Origin of the sequence: Nocardioides sp. NPDC000445, assembly GCF_040300245.1 — a bacterium.
Lineage (GTDB): Bacteria > Actinomycetota > Actinomycetes > Propionibacteriales > Nocardioidaceae > Nocardioides.
The window spans coordinates 12,721-31,074 of record NZ_JBEPDH010000006.1 but is presented as its reverse complement, the minus strand read 5'-3'; the positions used below and the strand labels follow the sequence as shown (position 1 = coordinate 31,074).

The window sequence follows — 18,354 nt, the reverse complement described above, 5'->3', positions numbered from 1 at the left end:
CCATCGATGTCCCGGGCAAATTGTCGAACACTCACCCGAGAACGCGCAGGACGATACCTGTCACGCACTCCGGCACCATGACGACCCGCCATCCCGGTGTGGCTCCGGCAGCCGGATTAGGCCAGAATCAGCGCCCAAATGAACTATCCGCATCCTCCCCATCAAGGCCCCGGCCAAGGGCCCCATCACCAGCCGCCTCGCGACCCGCTGGCCGTGGCCGGCCGGCTGGCCGCCGTCATCTGCTCGATCCTCTTCTGGCTGATCGCAGCGATCGCCGTGATCGCAGCCGTCATCGGCATCTTCCGGGCCTTCGGCGGCGACCTGGCCTGGCGTACGGTCGGGATCTGGGCCGTCGCCGGTATCGGCTGCTTCGCGTTCTCGTGGATCATCGCCGCGCTCGGCCGGATCGGGCTCGACGACGAGCCGATCGGCTCGTGGCGCGCCGCGCCGTTCGAGCTGGCGCGGATCCTCTACCGCAACCGATGACAACAGGCCGTACGTCGCGCGTGTCCGCGCGGCGTACGGCCTGTCGTCGTGGGGTCTAGACGAGCGCCTTGTCGGTTTCCGCCGAAGGCGGGGCGGCGTGGTCGTCGACCATGGTCGTCTCGTCGAACGGGTCCTGACCGTCCAGGACGCGGTCGAGCTGGCTGTGGTCGACGGTCTTGGTCCAGTGGCCGACCAGGACGGTGGCGACCGAGTTGCCGGCGAAGTTGGTCAGCGCGCGGGCCTCGGACATGAACCGGTCGATGCCCACGATGAGCCCGACCCCGTCGACCATCTCCGGGCGGTGGGACTGCAGCCCGCCGGCCAGGGTCGCCAGGCCGGCGCCGGTGACACCGGCGGCGCCCTTGGAGGCGATCATCATGAACAGCAGCAGGCCGATCTGCTCGCCGATGCTCAGCGGGTCGCCCATCGCGTCGGCGATGAAGATCGAGGCCATCGTCAGGTAGATCGCGGTGCCGTCGAGGTTGAACGAGTAGCCCGTGGGAACCACGACGCCGACGGTCGCCTTCTCGACACCGGCGTGCTCCATCTTCGCGATCAGGCGCGGAAGAGCCGACTCGGACGAGCTGGTGGAGAGGATGAGCAGGAACTCGCGGGCGAGGTACTTGAGCAGCTTGAAGAGGTTGACGCCGGTCGCCAGCTTGAGGAGCACGCCCAGGATGCCGAAGACGAAGATCGCGCACGTGACGTAGAACGCGACCATGATGACGGCGAGGCTCTTCAGGGCGTCGATGCCGGTCTCCCCCACCACACCGGCGATGGCGCCGAAGGCACCGACCGGGGCGGCCCACATGATCATCGCGAGCACCCGGAAGATCAGGTTCTGGATCATGGTGATCGCCTTGAGGATCGGCTTGCCCGACTCACCCATCCGCTGCAGCGCGAAGCCGACCAGGAGCGCGACCAGCAGGGTCTGCAGCACCACGCCGGAGGTCAGCGCCGAGAAGAGCGAGGTCGGGATGATGCCGAGGAGGAAGTCCGTCGTGCTCGCGTGCCCCTCCGAGGCAGCCTCCTGGCCCGCGCTGGACGCGTCCGAGCTCAACTGGAGGCCGGTGCCGGGGTCGATGATGTTGCCGACGACCACGCCGATCGCCAGGGCGACCGTTGACATCACGATGAAGTAGGCCAGCGCCAGGCCACCGACCTTGCCGACCTTGGCCGCGTTGGCGACCGAGCCGACGCCGATGACCAGGGTGCAGAAGATGATCGGCTGGATCATCATCTTGATCAGGTTCACGAAGGCCGTGCCGATCGGCTTCAGCTCCACCGCGAACGACGGGGCGATCAACCCGACCAGAATGCCGAGGACCACCGCGGCGATCACCGCGATGTAGAGATAGTGTGTCCGGTCCTTCTTGGGTCTTGTCTCAGTCGTGGTCGTACTCATCGTTCCTCCTGGTCCGGTGTGTCCTGCCCTCCGGGGCAACTCGGGCAACTCTCCGGGAGAACGTGACGACCGTCACTGTTGTGTTCGTTGTGTTCGTGGCCACGATCACATCCACGCAACGGAGGTGGTCCAGAATGTTGTCGTGCCCCGTGTCCACCCGTTCCGCCCCCGCGTTCTCCGCGATCGGCCGGTGGCCCAGCAGGTGCTTCTCCTGCAGTTCGGCACGGTGCTGCTGCTCGTCGTCACCGGCATCCTGATGGCCTCCTACGACGCCCAGCGCGACTCCTACAGCCGCGCCACCCAGCGCGCGGTGGCGGTCGCCCAGACCGTCGCCGACTCCCCCACCGTCAGCACGGCGCTGCGTGGCGAGGACCCGACGGCGACCCTCCAGCCCTGGACCGAGCAGGTACGCCGCGACACCGACACCGACTTCGTCGTGGTGATGGCGCTGGACCGCACCCGCTACACCCACACCGATCCGCGTCAGATCGGCGGAAAGTTCGTCGGCGACCTCGGCGGCGCGCCGGACGGCGAGGTCTTCACCCAGCAGTACACCGGGACGCTCGGGCCATCGGTCCGCTCGGTGGTGCCGGTCGAGGACGGCGACAAGGTCGTCGCGCTCGTCTCCGTCGGCATCACGGTCAGCGACATCAACCGCGGTCTTCGGCGCGACGTCACGATCGTGCTGCTGTGCGGCGCGCTGGTGCTGGCCGTGGGGCTGACCGGTGCCTGGCTGCTGAGCAGACGTCTGCACCGGCTGACCCATGGCATGGGCGAGCGTGAGCTGGCCCGGATGTACGAGTACTACTCCGCCGTCCTCCACTCGGTCCGCGAAGGTCTGCTCCTGCTCGACGGGGAGGGTCGCGTGCAGCTGGTCAACGACGAGGCGCGGCGCCTGCTGGCGCTGCCGGAGGACGTCATCGGCACCCGGATCGAGGACCTCGACCTGGCGCCCGGGCTGGTCGCCGCCGCGCGCGGCCGCACCGCCGAGTCCGACGACCTCTACCTCGCCGGCGAGCGGATCCTGGTGGTCTCCTCGGCGCCCGCGCTGTGGGACGGTCGCGAGGTCGGCGCCGTGGTGACGCTGCGCGACCACACCGAGCTGCGCTCGGTGACCGGCGAGCTCGAGGTCGTACGCCGCCTCACCGAGTCGCTCCGGTCCCAGAACCACGAGGCCGCCAACCGGCTCCACACCGTGGTCTCCCTCATCGAGATGGGCCGCGAGCAGGACGCGGTCGAGTTCGCCACCGAGGAGCTCCAGGTCGCCCAGCTCCTCACCGACCGGCTCGTCGGCGCGGTCGAGGATCCCGTCGTGGCCGCGCTCCTGCTCGGCAAGTCGGCCGAGGCGGCCGAGCAGGGCGTCGAGTTCCGTATCGTCGGCGAGGTGCCGTCGGGCACGGGCATCCCGCCCCGCGACCTGGTGACGGTGCTGGGCAACCTCGTCGACAACGCCTTCGACGCCGTCTCCGGCTTCGAGTCCCGCCAGGTCGAGGTCCACCTGACCGGTGACGACGACACCCTCACGGTGCGCGTGGGCGACAGCGGACCTGGCCTGGACGACGCCGACTCGGCGCGCGTCCTCGACCGCGGCTGGACCACGAAGGCCGAGCCCGGCACCGGCCGCGGGCTGGGCCTCGCGCTGGTCGGGCAGATCGCCCGGCGTCATGGCGGCGAGGTCGCCATCGGCCGCTCCCACCTCGGCGGGGCCGAGTTCACCGTCACCCTCGGCACGGAGGTGGCCGGATGAACGTGCGTGTCCTGGTCGTCGAGGACGAGGCGCTCGCCGCCGAGGCCCACGCGGCGTACGTCGGCCGGGTCTCGGGCTTCGCCCTGGCCGGGGTCGCACGCTCGGCGCGCGAGGCGGTCCGCGCGCTCGATGCGGCCCGCGACGCCGGCACTCCGGTCGACCTGATCCTGCTCGACATGAACCTGCCCGACGGGCACGGGCTCGGGCTGCTCAGCAGGCTGCGCGCCGCCGGCCACCTGTGCGACGTGATCGCGGTGACCGCGGCACGGGACACCAAGGTCGTGCGGCAGGCCGTCGTGCAGGGGGTCGTGCTCTACCTGCTCAAGCCGTTCACGTTCGCGACGTTCCGGGACAAGCTCGAGCAGTACGCCGACTATCGCGCCCGCCTGGACGCTGCCCCCGAGGAGGTCGTCCAGGACGAGGTCGACCAGCTGCTGGGGTCGCTGCGGCCCACCGGCAGCACACCGCTTCCCAAGGGCATGAGCGCGGAGACGCTGCGGGCGGTGACGGCCGCACTGCGCGAGGCCTCCGGTGACCTTTCGGCGAGCGAGGTCGCCGCGGTGGTCGGCTCGTCGCGGGTGACCGCACGGCGCTACCTCGAGCACCTCGCCGACAAGGGCCTGGCAGCGCGCGGGGTCCGCTACGGCCCCAGCGGCGGCCGGCCCGAGGTCGGCTACTCCTGGCTCTGAACCGGACCTCAGACCGCGAAAATGGTTCGCGCCGGGGACATCTCGCCGGGCAGAGTCGAGGCCCATGACCAGCAGCGACCTGTGGACCCGCGACGACGCCGAGCGCTACGACGATCCCGACGACTGGGTCAACTCACCCGAGGTGACCGGCCCGGTGGCCCGCTTCCTCGCCGACCTCGCCGACGGCGGCCCCGCGCTCGAGCTCGCCATCGGGACGGGCCGGATCGGCGTACCGCTGCGGGAGCTGGGGGTGCCGGTCACCGGCATCGAGCTGGCCCAGCCGATGGTCGACGTCCTGCGGCGCAAGGTCACCGAGGAGGAGATCCCGGTCGTGGTCGGTGACATGGCCTCCGCCGAGGCGCCTGGGGTGGGGACGTACTCGTTGGTCTATCTGGTCTACAACACGGTCTCCAACCTGCTGACCCAGGACGAACAGGTCGCCTGCTTCGCCAACGCCGCTCGTCATCTGGCCCCGGGCGGGCGGTTCGTCATCGAGCTGTGGGTGCCGGAGCTGCGCCTCCTTCCGCCCACCGCGGTCGCGGCGACGTTCGACGTCTCGGACCGTCACGTCGGTCTGGACACCGTCGACATCGCCACGCAGCTGCTGACCTCTCACCACTTCACCAAGGAGGGCGACACCTACCGGCGCGGCGAGTCGAACCACCGCTACATCTGGCCCTCCGAATGCGACCTGATGGCGCGGTTGGCCGGAATGGCCCTAGAGGCGCGTTACGGCGGCTGGGACCGATCGCCTTTCACCAGCGACTCGCTCAGTCATGTCTCGGTCTGGCGCAAGCCGGCATAGTCCTGGACCTGTTCCCGCGGATCGGCGAGACTGAAGACGGACGACGAATCCACCTGTTCAGAGACGACCGAGCGAGGTCGAGCGGCGAGCTTGCTCGTCCGCTCGCGCCGAGCGAGGGAGTAACCGCGCGAAGCGCGGATCGCCACCAGAAGGGAGCATGTGATGAGCATCGCCAGCCACTCTGGCGACCTCACCCGCGTGCCGATGTCGTGGGACGAGTATCTCGCCCTCGAGGACACCCCGGGTGAGTACTACGGAGGATCGCTCGTCACCTTGGCACCGCCAGGACAAGACCATCAGCGCATCATGTTCGAACTCCAGACGCTGATCCGCCACCATCTCGCTCCGGGCACCGATGTGACCCAAGCATGGGGGTGGTCGCCGAACGACGTGCGAGAAGAGCTCATCCCCGACCTCATGGTCCATGTCCAGACCGACGAGGAGCGGACGTTGACCAGCACACCGCACCTGGTCGTCGAGATCCTCTCCAGCAACCGTCGCGACGACCTCGTCGGCAAGCTCAACCGCTACGCCCAGTGGGGCGCCCCGGCGTACTGGATCGTCGACCCTCGTGACCACGTCATCCTGACCCACCGCCTCGAGGACGGCTACTTCGTGGAGACCGGCCGATACACGGACGGGCCGGCGACGCTGACCTACGGCGACGTCAAGGTCCCGGTCGACGTCGACGCTCTCCTCGGCTGATCGCGTCACTCGCCGCGCTGGAACTCCCAGGCGAGCTGAATCGCTGACTTCACGGCCTCCGCCGGGGCACGGTCGAGGTAGGCCTCGATCTTGTGGTGGGCCTCCAGCCGGGGCGGGATGCCGAAGGCGTCCGGCCAGCGGTCGATCAGGTCCTCGCGGCGCTCGACCGGGACCCGGACGAGCAGGGTGGTCGGGTCGACCAGCCTGGCGACCAGGCGGTCGTGGACATACCAGCCACGCGGTTTGTGGCGGCAGCCGTCCAGCGAGGAGAGGAAGGCGTCGACCTCGTCCGGAGTCATGCCTGTGGAGCGTACGCCGCCCGCCACCGCTCGGCAGCCACCTGCGCGGCCTCGCTGATCAGCGCGGTCAGCTCGGGGCGGTCCGGGACCGGGAACGAGGTGTAGGCGCTGCGGCCTCCCTCGATCATCACTCGTCATGGGCCGAGCCTAGGTCTGCCACAGCCCGATCTCCGCTGCGAAGCGGGTGGCGATGTACTCGATCACGCCACCGGCAGCGAGCAGCGCCTCGGTCTCGTTCGCGGAGGCGCCGCCGCTGTCGCACAGTGTCCGGAGCCTGGCCAGCTCGGGTGCCAGCGCTGGTTCGATCTCGCTCCAGCGGGCGGCGGCTACGAAGCGGTCGGTGGTCCAGGTGCCGTCGTGGACGCTGACCAGGCCGGCCAGGGCGAGCAGCGACTTCCGTGCGATCCGGCGGGATAGGTCGCTCGGGTCGTCGCGGCCGAGGGCGGCACGCCACCGGCGCAGGGCACGCTCGATGTCGCCGTTGAAGCCGCGGGCGGCACGAGCGTCTGCCGGGAATCCGGGCAGGGCCTCGCCCGGGTCGGGGCCGGCCAGGTGGGCGCAGTAGTGGCGCAGGAAGACGCGGTTGCCGTACGCCTCGTCGCCCTCCCCGGCGTAGTCGTCGGCGGACGCGGCGGCGATCTCGACGCCGCGGCAGACCCGGTCGAAGGCCGCCGACGCCTCGGCACCGAGCGCGGCGGCGTCCGTCGCCGGGAGTCCGATCGTCAGCAGGTCGACGTCGGAGGTCGGCACGGTGGCCGTGCCGTTGGCCACCGAGCCGTAGACGTGGACCGACACCTCGGGTGGGACCCGCCCGAGGACGTACGCCAGGACCGGCTCGTACGTCGACGGCACCCGGTCACGGCGCGCACCCGTGACGATCAGACCCTCGGGGGTCACGCCCTCGCGTGGGTCGGCCATCGCGGTCAGGTGAGGCGGAGCGCCATCTTCGACTCGGTGCGCGGATCGCCCTCGGGGAAGGGCTGCGTCTCGCCGGTGAGCTCGAAGCCGAGGCGCTCGTAGAGGCGGCGGCCGGACTCGTTGCCGTCGACGACCCACAGGGTCAGCACGGAGGCGCCGTCACGACGCGCCCAGCCGGCGACGGCCAGGATGAGGCCCTCGGCGAGACCGTGTCCACGCGCCTCGGGGGCGAGCCACATGTTGATCAGGTGGTGCTCACCGTCGTGGATGATCCCGGCAGCGAGCCCAGAAGGCTTCTCGCCGAGCCAGGCGATGTAGGCGGCGCCGGACGCGGCCCACAGCCGCCAGCGCTCGTCGGGCCAGGTCACCACCTCGTCGTAGGAGGCCCAGAACGCACGAGGAGTGTCCTGGAGAGCCGCGAGGCGCACCTTCTTCAGCGCCGGCCACTCGTCCTCGACGACGACACGCACCTCGGCCGTCGGGACCACCTTCTCAGGGGCCCCGACGCCGGGGATCGAGCTGGGTCGCTTCGGAGCAGGCACGAGCTCAGGCGAGGTCGAGACCGGGGTACAGCGGGAACTTCGCGAGCAGCTCCGCCGCGGCGGCCTTGGTGTTGTCGGCGACGGAGTCCTCGATGACGTAGGACGCCTTGGACGGGCCGCCGGCCTTCGTGGTGCCGGGGGTGGTCTTCGAGAGCACGTCGACGATGAGCTCGGCGACCCGGTCGAACTCGTCGGCGCCGAAGCCGCGAGTGGTCAGCGCCGGGGTGCCGAGGCGGATGCCCGAGGTGTACCAGGCACCGTTGGGGTCGGCCGGGACCGAGTTGCGGTTGGTGACCACGCCGGAGTCGAGCAGCGCCGACTCGGCCTGGCGGCCGGTGAGACCGAAGCTGGTCACGTCCAGCAGCACCAGGTGGTTGTCGGTGCCGCCGGTGACGAGCTTGGCGCCGCGCTTGAGGAAGCCCTCGGCGAGCGACTTGGCGTTGTCGGCGACCTCCTGGGCGTAGACCTGGAAGCTCTCCTGCTTCGCCTCGGCGAACGCGACGGCCTTCGCGGCCATGACGTGCGAGAGCGGGCCACCGAGGACCATCGGGCAGCCACGGTCGACGCTCGGGGCGTACTCCTCGGTGGCCAGGATGAAGCCGCCGCGCGGGCCGCGCAGGGACTTGTGCGAGGTCGAGGTGACGACGTGGGCGTAGGGAACCGGGTTCTCCTCGCCCTGGAACACCTTGCCGGCGACGAGGCCGGCGAAGTGGGCCATGTCGACCATCAGGGTGGCGCCGACCTCGTCGGCGATCTCGCGCATCTTGGCGAAGTTCACCCGGCGCGGGTAGGCGGAGTAGCCGGCCACGATGATCAGCGGCTGGAACTCCTTGGCCTTGGCGCGCAGCGAGTCGTAGTCGAGCAGCCCGGTCTCCGGGTCGGTGCCGTACTGGTTCTGGTGGAACATCTTGCCGGAGATGTTCGGGCGGAAGCCGTGGGTGAGGTGGCCGCCGGCGTCGAGGCTCATGCCCAGCAGGCGCTGGTTGCCGAGCTCGCCACGCAGCGTCTCCCAGTCGGCCTCGGAGAGCTCGTTCATGTTCTTGACGGCCATCTTCTCCAGCCACGGGCCCTCGACCCGGTGGGCGAGGATGGCCCAGTACGCCGTCAGGTTGGCGTCGATGCCGGAGTGCGGCTGCACGTAGGCGTACTCCGCGCCGAAGAGCTCCTTGGCGTGCTCGGCGGCGATCTGCTCGACGGTGTCGACGTTCTGGCAGCCGGCGTAGAAGCGGTGACCGACGGTGCCCTCGGCGTACTTGTCGGAGAACCAGGTGCCCATCGTCATCAGCGTGGCGGGGCTCGCGTAGTTCTCGCTCGCGATCAGCTTGAGGCTGGCGCGCTGGTCAGCGAGCTCCTGCTTGGTCGCCTCGGCGATGCGGGGCTCCACGGAGGCGATGACCTCGAGGGCTTGGTTGTAGGCAGAACTCACAGTGCCTGAATTCACCGGGGCAGACAGATCGCTCATGGGCCACAGCCTAGTCAGCCGCGCGGACGAGAGCAGCATCGTGGTCGCCCGGTGCGTTGCGTACGTCCTCTATCACCGCCCGCGGGAATGACCGACTGCTCAGCCTGGTTAAGAGACCGTGACCAGATGGTGACCTCGGCCACACCGCCCGCGTGAACAAGCGGGAACGTCCCACATAACGGACCGATGTCTCATATATCGGGATTCCAGATTGCGTGAGGGCAGTCCGCTACCTGAGACTCCTTGACATGGTCACTGCTGCAACACATGCGCACCTCGTGGTTCGACGCCACGTGGACTATTGCCGCATCCGCAGCTCGATCTGTTGGCGCCACTGACGCCCAGCGCTCCGCATCCCCCGCGTCGAGCCGCTGGCCCGCCGCCCGACAGACATCCCGGGCGCCCGCCGCGAGCACGTCCCTGCTCCGCCGTGCGTCCACGACCGACGCAAAGGTTTCTCTGACATGAGCGACAACCGGTTTCAGGCCAAGCGCGCCACCCGAACCGAGATCCCCCGGCCCAAGAAGGGCGAGGGCCAGTGGGCCCTCGGCTACACCGAGCCACTGAACAAGAACGAGGAGTCGAAGAAGAACGACGACCCGCTCAACGTTCGCGACCGGATCCTCTACACCTACTCCAAGCGTGGGTTCGACTCGATCGACCCGGCCGACCTGCGCGGCCGCTTCCGCTGGTTCGGCCTCTACACCCAGCGCAAGCCCGGGATCGACGGCGGCAAGACCGCCATCCTCGAGGAAGAGGAGCTCGACGACCGCTACTTCATGATGCGGGTCCGCTCCGACGGCAAGCTCCTCTCCCCCGCCGCGGTGCGCACCCTGGGTCAGATCGGTGTCGACTTCGCCCGGGACACCGCCGACATCACCGACCGCGAGAACATCCAGTACCACTGGATCTCGGTCGAGGACGTGCCGGAGATCTGGTCGCGCCTCGAGGAGGTCGGGCTGCACTCGACCGAGGCCTGCGGCGACTCGCCGCGTCCGTTCCTCGGCTCGCCGGTCGCGGGCGTCGCCGCCGACGAGATCATCGACGGCACCTCGGCGCTGCGCGAGATCGAGTCCCGCTACCTGGGCGACCCGGCCTTCTCGAACTTCCCGCGCAAGTTCAAGACCGCGCTGACCGGCCACCCGTCGCACGACGTGGCGCCCGAGATCAACGACATCGCCTTCGTCGGGACCGTCCACCCCGAGCACGGCCCCGGCTTCGACGTCTGGGTCGGCGGCGGTCTCTCCACCAACCCGCGCCTGGCCGAGAAGCTCGGCGTGTGGGTGCCGATCGACGAGGTCGCCGACGTGTGGGCCGGTGTCGCGGGCATCTTCCGCGACTACGGCTACCGCCGGCTGCGCTCGCGGGCCCGGTTGAAGTTCCTGGTCGCCGACTGGGGCAAGGAGAAGTTCCGCGAGGTCCTCGAGAACGAGTACCTCGACCGCCAGCTGATCTCCAACCCCTCGCCCGAGTCGCCCCTGGGCCACCGCGACCACGTCGGCATCCACGACCAGAAGGACGGCAAGAAGTACGTCGGTCTGGCTCCGATCGCCGGGCGCATCTCCGGCACCCACCTGGTCGAGCTCGCCGGCGTGATGGAGAAGTTCGCCGTCGAGGGCGCTCGGCTCACGCCGTACCAGAAGATCGTGCTGATCGGGGTCTCGCCCGAGGTGGTCGAGGACCTGGTCACCGCACTGGACGCGATCGGCTTCTCGGCCCGGCCCTCCAACTGGCGCCAGAACACGATGGCCTGCACCGGCATCGAGTTCTGCAAGCTCGCGATCGTGGACACCAAGGACCGTGCCCGCGACCTGATCGCCTCGCTCGAGTCGCGGTTCCCCGAGCTCGACGCCTCGATCACCGTCAACGTCAACGGCTGCCCCAACGCCTGCGCCCGGACCCAGGTCGCCGACATCGGCCTCAAGGGCCAGCTGGTCCTCGACGACGAGGGCAACCAGGTCGAGGGCTTCCAGGTGCACCTGGGCGGCGCGACCGGGCTGACCGCCAACTTCGGGCGCAAGCTGCGCGCGCACAAGGTCACCTCGGCCGGGCTCGACGACTACATCTCCGCGCTGGTCGTCAACTACCTCGCCGACCGCGAGGAGGGCGAGACGTTCTCGGCCTGGACCGCACGCGCCGACGAGGTCCTGCTGCGCGGCGAGAAGACCTTGGACGAGGTGACCGCATGAGCGAGCGCGCAAGCACCCCGTTCCACTGCCCGTTCTGCGGCGAGACCGACCTGTGGCCGCACGAGGCCACGCACGGGTCCTGGGAGTGCCGCGCCTGCCTGCGCGCCTTCCAGCTGAAGTCACTGGGTCAGATCTCTCGGCCAGAAATCTCTCGGACCGTCACGAAGGAGGCGCACCGATGAGCGTCAGCACAGCAGCCGCCCGTGCCAACCGCGCGGTGGACACCGAGGGACGTACGCCCGAGGAGCTGCGCGAGATCGTCTCCCACTGGGGAGCCGAGCTCGAGCTCGCCCCGGCCGAGACGATCATCGAGTGGGCCGCTGCCACCTTCGGTGAGCGGTTCGCGATCACGTCCTCCATGGGGGACGCGGTCCTGGCTCATCTCGCCTCGAAGGTCGTGCCCGGGATCGACGTGGTCTTCCTCGACACCGGCTACCACTTCATCGAGACGATCGGCACTCGCGACGCCGTCGAGGCGACGATGCCGGTCAACCTCCTCACGATCACGCCCGTGCAGAGCGTGGCGGAGCAGGACGCCGAATACGGCAAGGACCTCTACCGGACCGACCCCGACCTGTGCTGCGCGCTGCGCAAGGTCAAGCCCCTGGCCGACTCGCTCGCCTCCTACGACGCCTGGGCCACCGGCCTGCGCCGCGCGGAGACGAAGAACCGGGTCATCGCACCGGTCATCGGCTGGGACGCCAAGCGCCAGAAGGTCAAGGTCTCGCCGATGGCGCGATGGTCCGACGAGCAGGTCGAGCGATATATCGAGGACAACGGAGTGCTCGTGAACCCGCTCGTCTACGACGGGTATCCCTCGATCGGCTGCGCGCCGTGCACCCGCCGGGTGGCCCCCGGCGAGGACCCGCGCAGCGGGCGATGGGCCGGCACCGGCAAGACCGAGTGCGGCATCCACGCCTGACCTCCCCATCACAGACTTTCCGACGTTCCCGCAACACCCGAAGGATGAAGACAATGGCAGCTCCCGCTCTGGTAGCCCTGGCTCACGGCAGCCGCGATCCGCAGTCAGCCGCGACCATCAACGCCCTCGTTGCCGAGGTACGCGCCCTGCGCCCCGACCTCCGCATCGAAGCCGCCTTCCTCGACCACTCCCGGCCGCGTTTCCAGGCCGTCGTCGACAAGCTGGTCAAGGCCGGCCACGACGAGATCGTCGTCGTGCCCCTGCTCCTGACCGAGGCGTTCCACGCCCGCGTCGACGTACCCTCGGTCATCGCCGAGGCCACCGCGCGCCACTCCGGTCTGCGCATCCACACCAGCGAGATCCTCGGCCTCGAGAGCGTCTTCCTGCAGGTGCTCGACGAGCGGCTGCGGGCGTCGCTGAAGGCCGCGCGGGTGCGCGAGCTCGACGCGCTCGTCCTGGCCGCCGCCGGCTCCTCGGACTCGCTGGCCAACCAGTCGGTCGCCCGCCTGGCCCGGATCTGGGGTGCCCACCACAAGCTGCCGGTCGTGGCTGCGTACGCCTCGGCTGCTCCGCCGGCCACCGGCGAGGCCGTCCGTGCCTTCCGCGCCGAGGGCCGCCGCCACATCGCCGTCGGCATGCTCTTCCTGGCTCCCGGACAGCTGCCCGACCGCGCCAAGGAGCTCGCCCTCGAGGCCGGCGCCGTCGCGGTCAGCGACCCGATGGGCGCCCACCCCGAGGTCGCCCGCACCATCCTGGCCCGCTACGCCGTCGGTGCCGTCGAGCTCGTTCCGGTCTGACCCAGACCCGCGCCGAGTCGGCGCATCCTGACATCGAATCCCGCCGAGTCGGCGCGTCCTGACGCGCCGACTCGGCGGGGTTTTCAGGTGATCTGGTGGGCGAAGACGCGGTCGAGCTCGGCGGCGGCGTCCGTGGTCACGCCGCCGTGGACCGGGCCGGGCTGGAGGACGGTGCTCTTCGGCGCCTTGAGGAGGCCGAAGCGGGCCGACTCGTTGTCGGAGAGCGCCCGGAGGCCGTACGCCGTGGCGCGGACGCCCGCGCCGAAGCCGGCGTGGGCGGCGCCGGCGCAGATCAGGTCCACCGACTCCAGGGCGGCCCGTACGAGCGAGAGGTCGAGGCTCGGGGCGAAGGCGGCCAGACGCCGCTCGTCCAGCGCCCACCGGGCCGCGAGGAACTTCTGCTCGGGGCAGTAGAGAACGACCCCGACGTTGAGGAACTCCTCGCGCTCGGGGCGAGGTACGCAGCGGAGCACGACGTACTGGTAAGCGTCCATCATGCCTCCTGGGCGGGCTCGGCCGCGGGCAGCCACGGGCGCTCGCCGTCGAGGCGGGCCCGCAGGAACGCGACGTAGCGCTCGCGCAGAGACTCAGGGGTGTCGTAGCCGGGAACGGGCTCCAGCCACTCGTCCGGAACGTCGGCGAGCACCTTCTCCAGCACCGCGTCGTCGAGCCGCGCGGCGAGGTCGTCGTTCTGGGCGATCGCCTCGGCCGCGTAGGACCGCAGGATGTGCTCGGAGGTGTCGAACGGCTGCGCCGCGTAGCGCGCCGGGTCGGCGCCTCCGCCGGGCCAGACGTGGTGGAAGTAGAGCGAAGCGCCGTGGTCGATCACGTAGAGCGCGCCGTTCCACAGCAGCATGTTGGGGTTGCGCCAGGAACGGTCGACGTTGGCGATCAGCGCGTCCATCCACAGGATCCGCCCGGCCAGCGACGGGTCGGGCGAGTAGGCGGCGTCGTAGCCGAAGGCTCCGGCTAGGAAGTCGATGCCGAGGTTGAGCCCGGCACTCACGTTGAGGAGATCCTGGACCTCCTCGTCGGCCTCGTAGCGGGCGATCTCGGGATCCAGATCGAGCACGACCTGATCGGGCGTGGGGATGTCGAGCGCTCGGCACAGGCCGGTGACGATCACCTCCGCGACCAGCACCCGCAGCCCCTGGCCGGCGCCGCGGAACTTGCAGACGTACGTGCCGAGGTCATCGGCCTCCACGATCCCGGGCAGGCTGCCGCCCTCCCGGAGCGGGGTGACATACCGCGTCACCCGCACCTCCTCAAGACTCACGAGATGGTGTCCTCTTCCAGTCGCTTCTTCTCCTCGGCGACGTCGAAGTGCGGCGCGGGCCAGTCCAGATCGAGCTGGTCCAGGGTCTCCAGGAGCAGCTCGCCGATGGCCAGGTTGCGATACCACTTCTTGTCGCTCGGCACGAGGTACCACGGAGCGTACTCGGTGTTGGTGCGCTCCAGCGCAATCTCGTACGCCTCCTGGTAGCTGTGCCACAGCTGACGCTCGTCGATGTCCCCGGGGCTGTACTTCCAGTGCTTCGTCGGGTCCTCCAGCCGCGCCAGGAGCCGCTTCTTCTGCTCCTTGGGCGAGATGTGCAGCATGCACTTGAGGATGACGGTGCCGTTCTCGGCCAGCCGCTTCTCGAAGTCGTTGATCGCGTCGTAGCGCCGCTCCAGCTCCGCAGCAGAGGCGAGCTCGCGGACGCGGCCGATCAGCACGTCCTCATACTGGGAGCGGTCGAAGACACCGAGGTAGCCGGGCTCCGGCACCGCCTTCTCGATGCGCCACAGGAAGTCCTGGGCCCTCTCCTCGTCGGTCGGCGCCTTGAAGCTGGTGATCTTCACGCCGACGGGGTCGACCAGCCCGACGGTGTGCTTGAGCACGCCACCCTTCCCGGAGGTGTCCATCCCCTGCAGGATGAGCAGCACCCGTTTGGGGTCGTCGCTCTCCTTGGAGGCGAACAGCTTGGTCTGCAGCTCGATCAACGTCGGGCCGAGCTCGGCGAGCACCTCCCTGCCGGTCTCCTTGTCGGCGCCGACGCCGGGTGCGGAGTTGGTGTCGTACTTCCGCAGGTCCACCGGTCCGGCCGGCAGCCGCAGCTCGTCAAGAAGGCTCATGCCTAGACGATAGGCGCGTCAGCCGAGAACGCGCCGCAGATCCAGCGAGCAGCCGACCATCGTGGTCGTCGAGCCGTCGGGCTGAGGCTCGTCGAACCAGGTGCCCTGTTCGAAGCCGACCTTGGCGAGCATCCGCAGCGAGGCGGCGTTGCGGTGGTCGGGGGCCGCGAAGCAGGCCGTCGCCCCGGGATAGCGGCGCGGGATCGAGGTGAGCCAGACCCAGGCCATCCGCGGCCCGATCCCGCGGCCCACGAAGGCCGGCTCCCCGATCGCGTAGTCGAAGCCGATCGCCTCCGGGTCGGGGGTGAGCAGCGCGTACTCGGGCTCATCGCTGATCCGGTAGTCCTGGCAGAACCCGATCGAGCGGCCGTTGACCTCGATCACCCAAAACGTCACCGGCGTCTTGCCGTCGATGTCGGGCCCGTAGTTGTCGGCCACCCAGTCGGGTGTGGGGTCGCCGTCCACGCCGTACCACCGGTGCACGTGCTCCGCGTTCAGCCAGCGGACCAGGTGGGGCAGGTCGCCGCGGGTCATCGGCCGCAGCGCCACCACCGGCATCGGGTCGGAGGAGAACTCCTTCACCTCACCGGAGAGGTCCACCGCGTACGCAGGCCGCCCGGCGATCCTCGTCGCCGCCGCTGCCCAGCTCTCCCCCGGGCGCGTCACCCCGCCGAGACGGTGTGTCCCGGTGTGGACCGCAACCGGCGTGAACATGCACCCAGGTTAACGCCGGTGCGTCAGTGGGCCTGGCCGCCGCGGCGGTCGACGAGCGGCGGCTGGGAGGACCACGGGAAGTCGATCCAGCGGTCGGTCTTCTTGTAGACGTAGTCGGCGTTGATCACCGTCCACGGCTTCTCGAAGATCACCGCGGTGCGAGCCTCGGCCACGTGGCCCTCGCAGAAGTCGTGGACGATCTCCAGGGTCTTGCCGGTGTCGGCGACGTCGTCGGCGATGAGCACCTTCATCCCGGTCAGGTCGACGGCCGCGGGGGTCGGCGGGAGCATGATCGGAACGTCGAGGCGCTCGTTGATGCCGGTGTAGAACTCCACGTTGACCGCGGACAGGTTCTTCACGTCGAGGGCGTAGCCCAGGCCCATCCCGAGGGCGAGGCCACCGCGGGCGATGGAGAGCACGATGTCGGGCTCGTAACCGCTGTCGACGACCTTCTGGGCGATGTCGCGCACCGCGGTGCCGAAGAGGTCGTAGGTCAGGATCTCGCGCTCTTGCTGCTCACTCACAGATCGGATTCTGACACGAGACCGCCGGCGCCATCGTCATCGGCCAGGCTGAGCTCCTCGCGGACGATGCTGTAGGCCACACCGGCGCCGTATCCCTTGCGGGCGAGCATCCCGACCAGGCGCCGGGTCTTGGTCTGGTCGTCGAAGCGCTCCAGGGAGCGCAGCTTGCGGCGGACCATCCGCCGACCGGCCTCGCGCTCGTCGTCTGGGTCGATCTCGTCGAGCGCATCGCGAGCCACGTCGTCGTCGATGCCCTTGCGGCGCAGCTCCTGGGCCAGGGCTCGTCGGGCCAGGCCCTTGCCGGGCTGTCGGCTGGCGATCCAGGCCCGGGCGAAGGCCTCGTCATCGATCAGGCCGACCTCTTCGAAGCGGTCCAGCAGCCGCGTCGCCAGGGCCGCCGGAACCTCCTTCTTCTCCAGCTTGTCGGCGAGCTCCTTGCGGCTGCGCGCCTGGCCTGTCAAAGCGTCGAGGAGGATCTTGCGGGCGATCGCCTCGTGGTCGGGCTCGGGGTCGTTCTTCGGGTCTGCAGGATCCGCGGGGCGAGGCTGCCTCCGACGGGAACGTGTTGGTTTCGACTCGTCGTCGCTCCTTCGTCGCGACGACGGCTCAACCGACGGGGGCGACGGCTCGACCGACGGGGACGGGGCTTTTCCGGCCCAGGCTTCGACGCCGAGGGTCACGTCCCCCAGCCAGTCGGGCGCAGGCCGTTCGTCCACCCAGGGATCCTGGGTGGACGAACGGTCAGGCCTTGACGAAGCCACGGGTCAGCCGGTGCCTGTGGACCTAGAAGTCCTCGACGCCGGCGGGCTCGGCCGCGGGCGCCTCGCCGTCGGCCGGGGCGTCGACGGTCGGCACGACCCCGAGCTTCTCCAGGATCCGCTTCTCCAGCTCGTTGGCCAGGTCGGGGTTGTCCTTGAGGAAGTTGCGGGAGTTCTCCTTGCCCTGGCCGAGCTGATCGCCCTCGTAGGTGTACCAAGCGCCGGCCTTGCGGACCAGGCCCGCCTCGACACCGACGTCGATCAGGCCGCCCTCGCGGGAGATGCCCTTCCCGTACATGATGTCGAACTCCGCCTGCTTGAACGGCGGGGCCACCTTGTTCTTCACGACCTTGACGCGGGTGCGGTTGCCGACCATGTCGGTGCCGTCCTTGAGCGTCTCGATCCGGCGCACGTCGAGCCGCACCGAGGAGTAGAACTTCAGCGCGCGACCACCGGTCGTGGTCTCGGGCGAGCCGAACATCACGCCGATCTTCTCGCGCAGCTGGTTGATGAAGATCGCGGTCGTGCCGGAGTTGTTGAGCGCACCGGTCATCTTTCGCAGCGCCTGGCTCATCAGTCGAGCCTGCAGACCGACGTGGCTGTCGCCCATCTCGCCCTCGATCTCGGCCCGCGGCACCAGCGCCGCGACGGAGTCGATGACGATCAGGTCGAGCGCGCCCGAGCGGATCAGCATGTCGGCGATCTCCAGGGCCTGCTCACCCGAGTCGGGCTGGGAGACCAGCAGGGCGTCGGTGTCGACGCCGAGGTTCTTCGCGTATTCCGGGTCGAGCGCGTGCTCGGCGTCGATGAAGGCCACGATGCCGCCGGCGCGCTGCGCGCTGGCAACCGAGTGGAGGGCCACCGTCGTCTTACCCGAGGACTCCGGACCGTAGATCTCCACGACCCGCCCACGAGGCAGACCGCCCAGACCCAGCGCCACGTCGAGCGCGATCGAGCCGGTCGGGATCACTTCCAGCGGAGCCCGGGTCTCATCGCCCAGCCGCATGACCGAGCCCTTGCCGAACTGCCTCTCGATGTTGGCGAGAGCGGCGTCCAATGCCTTCTCGCGATCACCTGCCGCCATGTTCTTTCCTTCCTGAGGGGCAGACTTCTTCCCCTTGCCTGCCGCTTGTCCACGTGTCTTCGTCGTCATCAAGGCAGACGCTAGACGGGACCACCGACAGTTTTGAACGGGACCCTCTGGCACGGTGTTTCACGACCCGGTTTTTGCCTGGGCGATAGCACGAACCACGCTCCACCTACTACCACACACTAGC

At 69.5% G+C, this 18,354-nt stretch carries 22 protein-coding genes; 9 read left to right on the top strand and 13 right to left on the bottom strand.

Annotated features, from left to right (window positions below; all coding sequences use genetic code 11):
• The first annotated feature begins 138 nt into the window (after positions 1-138).
• Positions 139-486: a hypothetical protein gene (locus tag ABT304_RS09520; RefSeq protein WP_350714735.1), complete on the top strand. Its 348-nt coding sequence runs from the start codon at positions 139-141 to the stop codon at positions 484-486.
• A gap of 55 nt (positions 487-541) precedes the next feature.
• Here the strand turns inward: ABT304_RS09520 and ABT304_RS09515 are convergent, their stop codons facing one another.
• Entirely contained in the window at positions 542-1,891 is a 1,350-nt protein-coding gene (locus tag ABT304_RS09515) for a cation:dicarboxylate symporter family transporter (RefSeq protein WP_350714734.1), read from the bottom strand.
• Positions 1,892-2,033: 142 nt separating this feature from the next.
• Here ABT304_RS09515 and ABT304_RS09510 point away from each other — a divergent pair, with 142 nt between their 5' ends.
• The 4 genes from ABT304_RS09510 (at position 2,034) to ABT304_RS09495 (ending at position 5,837) form a co-directional block, all read left to right on the top strand.
• On the top strand, positions 2,034-3,638 hold the full coding sequence (locus ABT304_RS09510) for a sensor histidine kinase (RefSeq protein WP_350714732.1): 1,605 nt from the start codon (positions 2,034-2,036) through the stop codon (positions 3,636-3,638).
• Positions 3,635-4,327, top strand: a complete 693-nt coding sequence (locus tag ABT304_RS09505; protein WP_350714730.1) for a response regulator — start codon at positions 3,635-3,637, stop codon at positions 4,325-4,327. Before ABT304_RS09510 ends, ABT304_RS09505 begins: the two co-directional genes overlap by 4 nt.
• Positions 4,328-4,391: 64 nt before the next feature.
• Entirely contained in the window at positions 4,392-5,132 is a 741-nt protein-coding gene (locus tag ABT304_RS09500) for a class I SAM-dependent DNA methyltransferase (RefSeq protein ID WP_350714729.1), read from the top strand.
• Between the two features lie 162 nt (positions 5,133-5,294).
• Entirely contained in the window at positions 5,295-5,837 is a 543-nt protein-coding gene (locus ABT304_RS09495) for a Uma2 family endonuclease (RefSeq protein ID WP_350714727.1), read from the top strand.
• 5 nt (positions 5,838-5,842) lie between these two features.
• Here the strand turns inward: ABT304_RS09495 and ABT304_RS09490 are convergent, their stop codons facing one another.
• From ABT304_RS09490 to ABT304_RS09470, 5 genes are read right to left on the bottom strand one after another with little or no spacing between them, the layout of a single operon-like run.
• Positions 5,843-6,136, bottom strand: coding sequence for a hypothetical protein (locus ABT304_RS09490; protein WP_350714726.1), 294 nt, complete (start codon positions 6,134-6,136; stop codon positions 5,843-5,845).
• A complete protein-coding gene (locus ABT304_RS09485) occupies positions 6,133-6,264 on the bottom strand; it encodes a hypothetical protein (RefSeq protein WP_350714724.1) in 132 nt (43 codons plus the stop codon). Before ABT304_RS09485 ends, ABT304_RS09490 begins: the two co-directional genes overlap by 4 nt.
• 19 nt (positions 6,265-6,283) lie before the next feature.
• Complete coding sequence (locus ABT304_RS09480; RefSeq protein WP_350714722.1) at positions 6,284-7,054, bottom strand: nucleotidyltransferase domain-containing protein; 771 nt, start codon at positions 7,052-7,054, stop codon at positions 6,284-6,286.
• A 5-nt stretch (positions 7,055-7,059) separates the two neighbouring features.
• Complete coding sequence (locus ABT304_RS09475; RefSeq protein WP_160022524.1) at positions 7,060-7,596, bottom strand: GNAT family N-acetyltransferase; 537 nt, start codon at positions 7,594-7,596, stop codon at positions 7,060-7,062.
• A gap of 4 nt (positions 7,597-7,600) precedes the next feature.
• Positions 7,601-9,058, bottom strand: coding sequence for a glycine hydroxymethyltransferase (locus ABT304_RS09470; RefSeq protein WP_350714720.1), 1,458 nt, complete (start codon positions 9,056-9,058; stop codon positions 7,601-7,603).
• Positions 9,059-9,522: 464 nt separating this feature from the next.
• Between ABT304_RS09470 and ABT304_RS09465 the strand changes: the two genes are divergently transcribed.
• Genes ABT304_RS09465 through ABT304_RS09450 form a run of 4 tightly spaced genes read left to right on the top strand, consistent with a single transcriptional unit; the run spans position 9,523 to position 12,966 of the window.
• Positions 9,523-11,247, top strand: coding sequence for a nitrite/sulfite reductase (locus ABT304_RS09465; protein ID WP_350714718.1), 1,725 nt, complete (start codon positions 9,523-9,525; stop codon positions 11,245-11,247).
• The gene (locus ABT304_RS09460) at positions 11,244-11,429 is read left to right on the top strand and encodes a hypothetical protein (protein WP_350714717.1); all 186 of its coding nucleotides are present in this window, start codon (positions 11,244-11,246) and stop codon (positions 11,427-11,429) included. Before ABT304_RS09465 ends, ABT304_RS09460 begins: the two co-directional genes overlap by 4 nt.
• Complete coding sequence (locus ABT304_RS09455) at positions 11,426-12,169, top strand: phosphoadenylyl-sulfate reductase (RefSeq protein ID WP_141792939.1); 744 nt, start codon at positions 11,426-11,428, stop codon at positions 12,167-12,169. The genes ABT304_RS09460 and ABT304_RS09455 overlap by 4 nt, the downstream gene beginning before the upstream one ends.
• Before the next feature lie 53 nt (positions 12,170-12,222).
• Entirely contained in the window at positions 12,223-12,966 is a 744-nt protein-coding gene (locus ABT304_RS09450) for a sirohydrochlorin chelatase (protein WP_160022518.1), read from the top strand.
• Positions 12,967-13,049: 83 nt separating this feature from the next.
• On the opposite strand, the gene ABT304_RS09445 is transcribed toward ABT304_RS09450, so the two are convergent.
• The 7 genes from ABT304_RS09445 to recA all read right to left on the bottom strand — a co-directional run bounded on the left by ABT304_RS09445 (position 13,050) and on the right by recA (position 18,161).
• Positions 13,050-13,460, bottom strand: a complete 411-nt coding sequence (locus tag ABT304_RS09445) for a DUF3037 domain-containing protein (protein WP_350714715.1) — start codon at positions 13,458-13,460, stop codon at positions 13,050-13,052.
• Complete coding sequence (locus tag ABT304_RS09440; protein ID WP_350714713.1) at positions 13,460-14,242, bottom strand: HipA family kinase; 783 nt, start codon at positions 14,240-14,242, stop codon at positions 13,460-13,462. The genes ABT304_RS09445 and ABT304_RS09440 overlap by 1 nt, the downstream gene beginning before the upstream one ends.
• Entirely contained in the window at positions 14,239-15,081 is an 843-nt protein-coding gene (locus ABT304_RS09435; RefSeq protein WP_350714711.1) for a PPK2 family polyphosphate kinase, read from the bottom strand. Before ABT304_RS09435 ends, ABT304_RS09440 begins: the two co-directional genes overlap by 4 nt.
• 18 nt (positions 15,082-15,099) lie before the next feature.
• A complete protein-coding gene (locus tag ABT304_RS09430) occupies positions 15,100-15,795 on the bottom strand; it encodes a GNAT family N-acetyltransferase (RefSeq protein WP_350714709.1) in 696 nt (231 codons plus the stop codon).
• 23 nt (positions 15,796-15,818) lie between these two features.
• On the bottom strand, positions 15,819-16,319 hold the full coding sequence (locus ABT304_RS09425; RefSeq protein ID WP_091040933.1) for a phosphoribosyltransferase: 501 nt from the start codon (positions 16,317-16,319) through the stop codon (positions 15,819-15,821).
• Positions 16,316-17,035, bottom strand: a complete 720-nt coding sequence (locus ABT304_RS09420; RefSeq protein WP_350714707.1) for a regulatory protein RecX — start codon at positions 17,033-17,035, stop codon at positions 16,316-16,318. Before ABT304_RS09420 ends, ABT304_RS09425 begins: the two co-directional genes overlap by 4 nt.
• 67 nt (positions 17,036-17,102) lie before the next feature.
• Positions 17,103-18,161 carry a recombinase RecA gene (recA, locus tag ABT304_RS09415; RefSeq protein ID WP_091040930.1) on the bottom strand — a complete coding sequence of 353 codons (1,059 nt, stop codon included), beginning with the start codon at positions 18,159-18,161 and terminating at the stop codon, positions 17,103-17,105.
• Between the last annotated feature and the right edge of the window lie 193 nt (positions 18,162-18,354).

Bases quoted from the DNA above. Each gene is read 5' to 3' on its own strand.
- ABT304_RS09500 (WP_350714729.1), top strand. From the start codon at position 4,392: ATGACCAGCAGCGACCTGTGGACCCGCGACGACGCCGAGCGCTACGAC.
- ABT304_RS09520 (WP_350714735.1), top strand. From the start codon at position 139: ATGAACTATCCGCATCCTCCCCATCAAGGCCCCGGCCAAGGGCCCCAT.
- ABT304_RS09515 (WP_350714734.1), bottom strand. From the start codon at position 1,891: ATGAGTACGACCACGACTGAGACAAGACCCAAGAAGGACCGGACACAC.
- ABT304_RS09465 (WP_350714718.1), top strand. From the start codon at position 9,523: ATGAGCGACAACCGGTTTCAGGCCAAGCGCGCCACCCGAACCGAGATC.
- ABT304_RS09485 (WP_350714724.1), bottom strand. From the start codon at position 6,264: ATGATCGAGGGAGGCCGCAGCGCCTACACCTCGTTCCCGGTCCCGGAC.
- ABT304_RS09470 (WP_350714720.1), bottom strand. From the start codon at position 9,058: ATGAGCGATCTGTCTGCCCCGGTGAATTCAGGCACTGTGAGTTCTGCC.
- ABT304_RS09445 (WP_350714715.1), bottom strand. From the start codon at position 13,460: ATGGACGCTTACCAGTACGTCGTGCTCCGCTGCGTACCTCGCCCCGAG.
- recA (WP_091040930.1), bottom strand. From the start codon at position 18,161: ATGGCGGCAGGTGATCGCGAGAAGGCATTGGACGCCGCTCTCGCCAAC.
- ABT304_RS09495 (WP_350714727.1), top strand. From the start codon at position 5,295: ATGAGCATCGCCAGCCACTCTGGCGACCTCACCCGCGTGCCGATGTCG.
- ABT304_RS09480 (WP_350714722.1), bottom strand. From the start codon at position 7,054: ATGGCCGACCCACGCGAGGGCGTGACCCCCGAGGGTCTGATCGTCACG.
- ABT304_RS09450 (WP_160022518.1), top strand. From the start codon at position 12,223: ATGGCAGCTCCCGCTCTGGTAGCCCTGGCTCACGGCAGCCGCGATCCG.
- ABT304_RS09490 (WP_350714726.1), bottom strand. From the start codon at position 6,136: ATGACTCCGGACGAGGTCGACGCCTTCCTCTCCTCGCTGGACGGCTGC.
- ABT304_RS09460 (WP_350714717.1), top strand. From the start codon at position 11,244: ATGAGCGAGCGCGCAAGCACCCCGTTCCACTGCCCGTTCTGCGGCGAG.
- ABT304_RS09455 (WP_141792939.1), top strand. From the start codon at position 11,426: ATGAGCGTCAGCACAGCAGCCGCCCGTGCCAACCGCGCGGTGGACACC.
- ABT304_RS09430 (WP_350714709.1), bottom strand. From the start codon at position 15,795: ATGTTCACGCCGGTTGCGGTCCACACCGGGACACACCGTCTCGGCGGG.
- ABT304_RS09435 (WP_350714711.1), bottom strand. From the start codon at position 15,081: ATGAGCCTTCTTGACGAGCTGCGGCTGCCGGCCGGACCGGTGGACCTG.
- ABT304_RS09505 (WP_350714730.1), top strand. From the start codon at position 3,635: ATGAACGTGCGTGTCCTGGTCGTCGAGGACGAGGCGCTCGCCGCCGAG.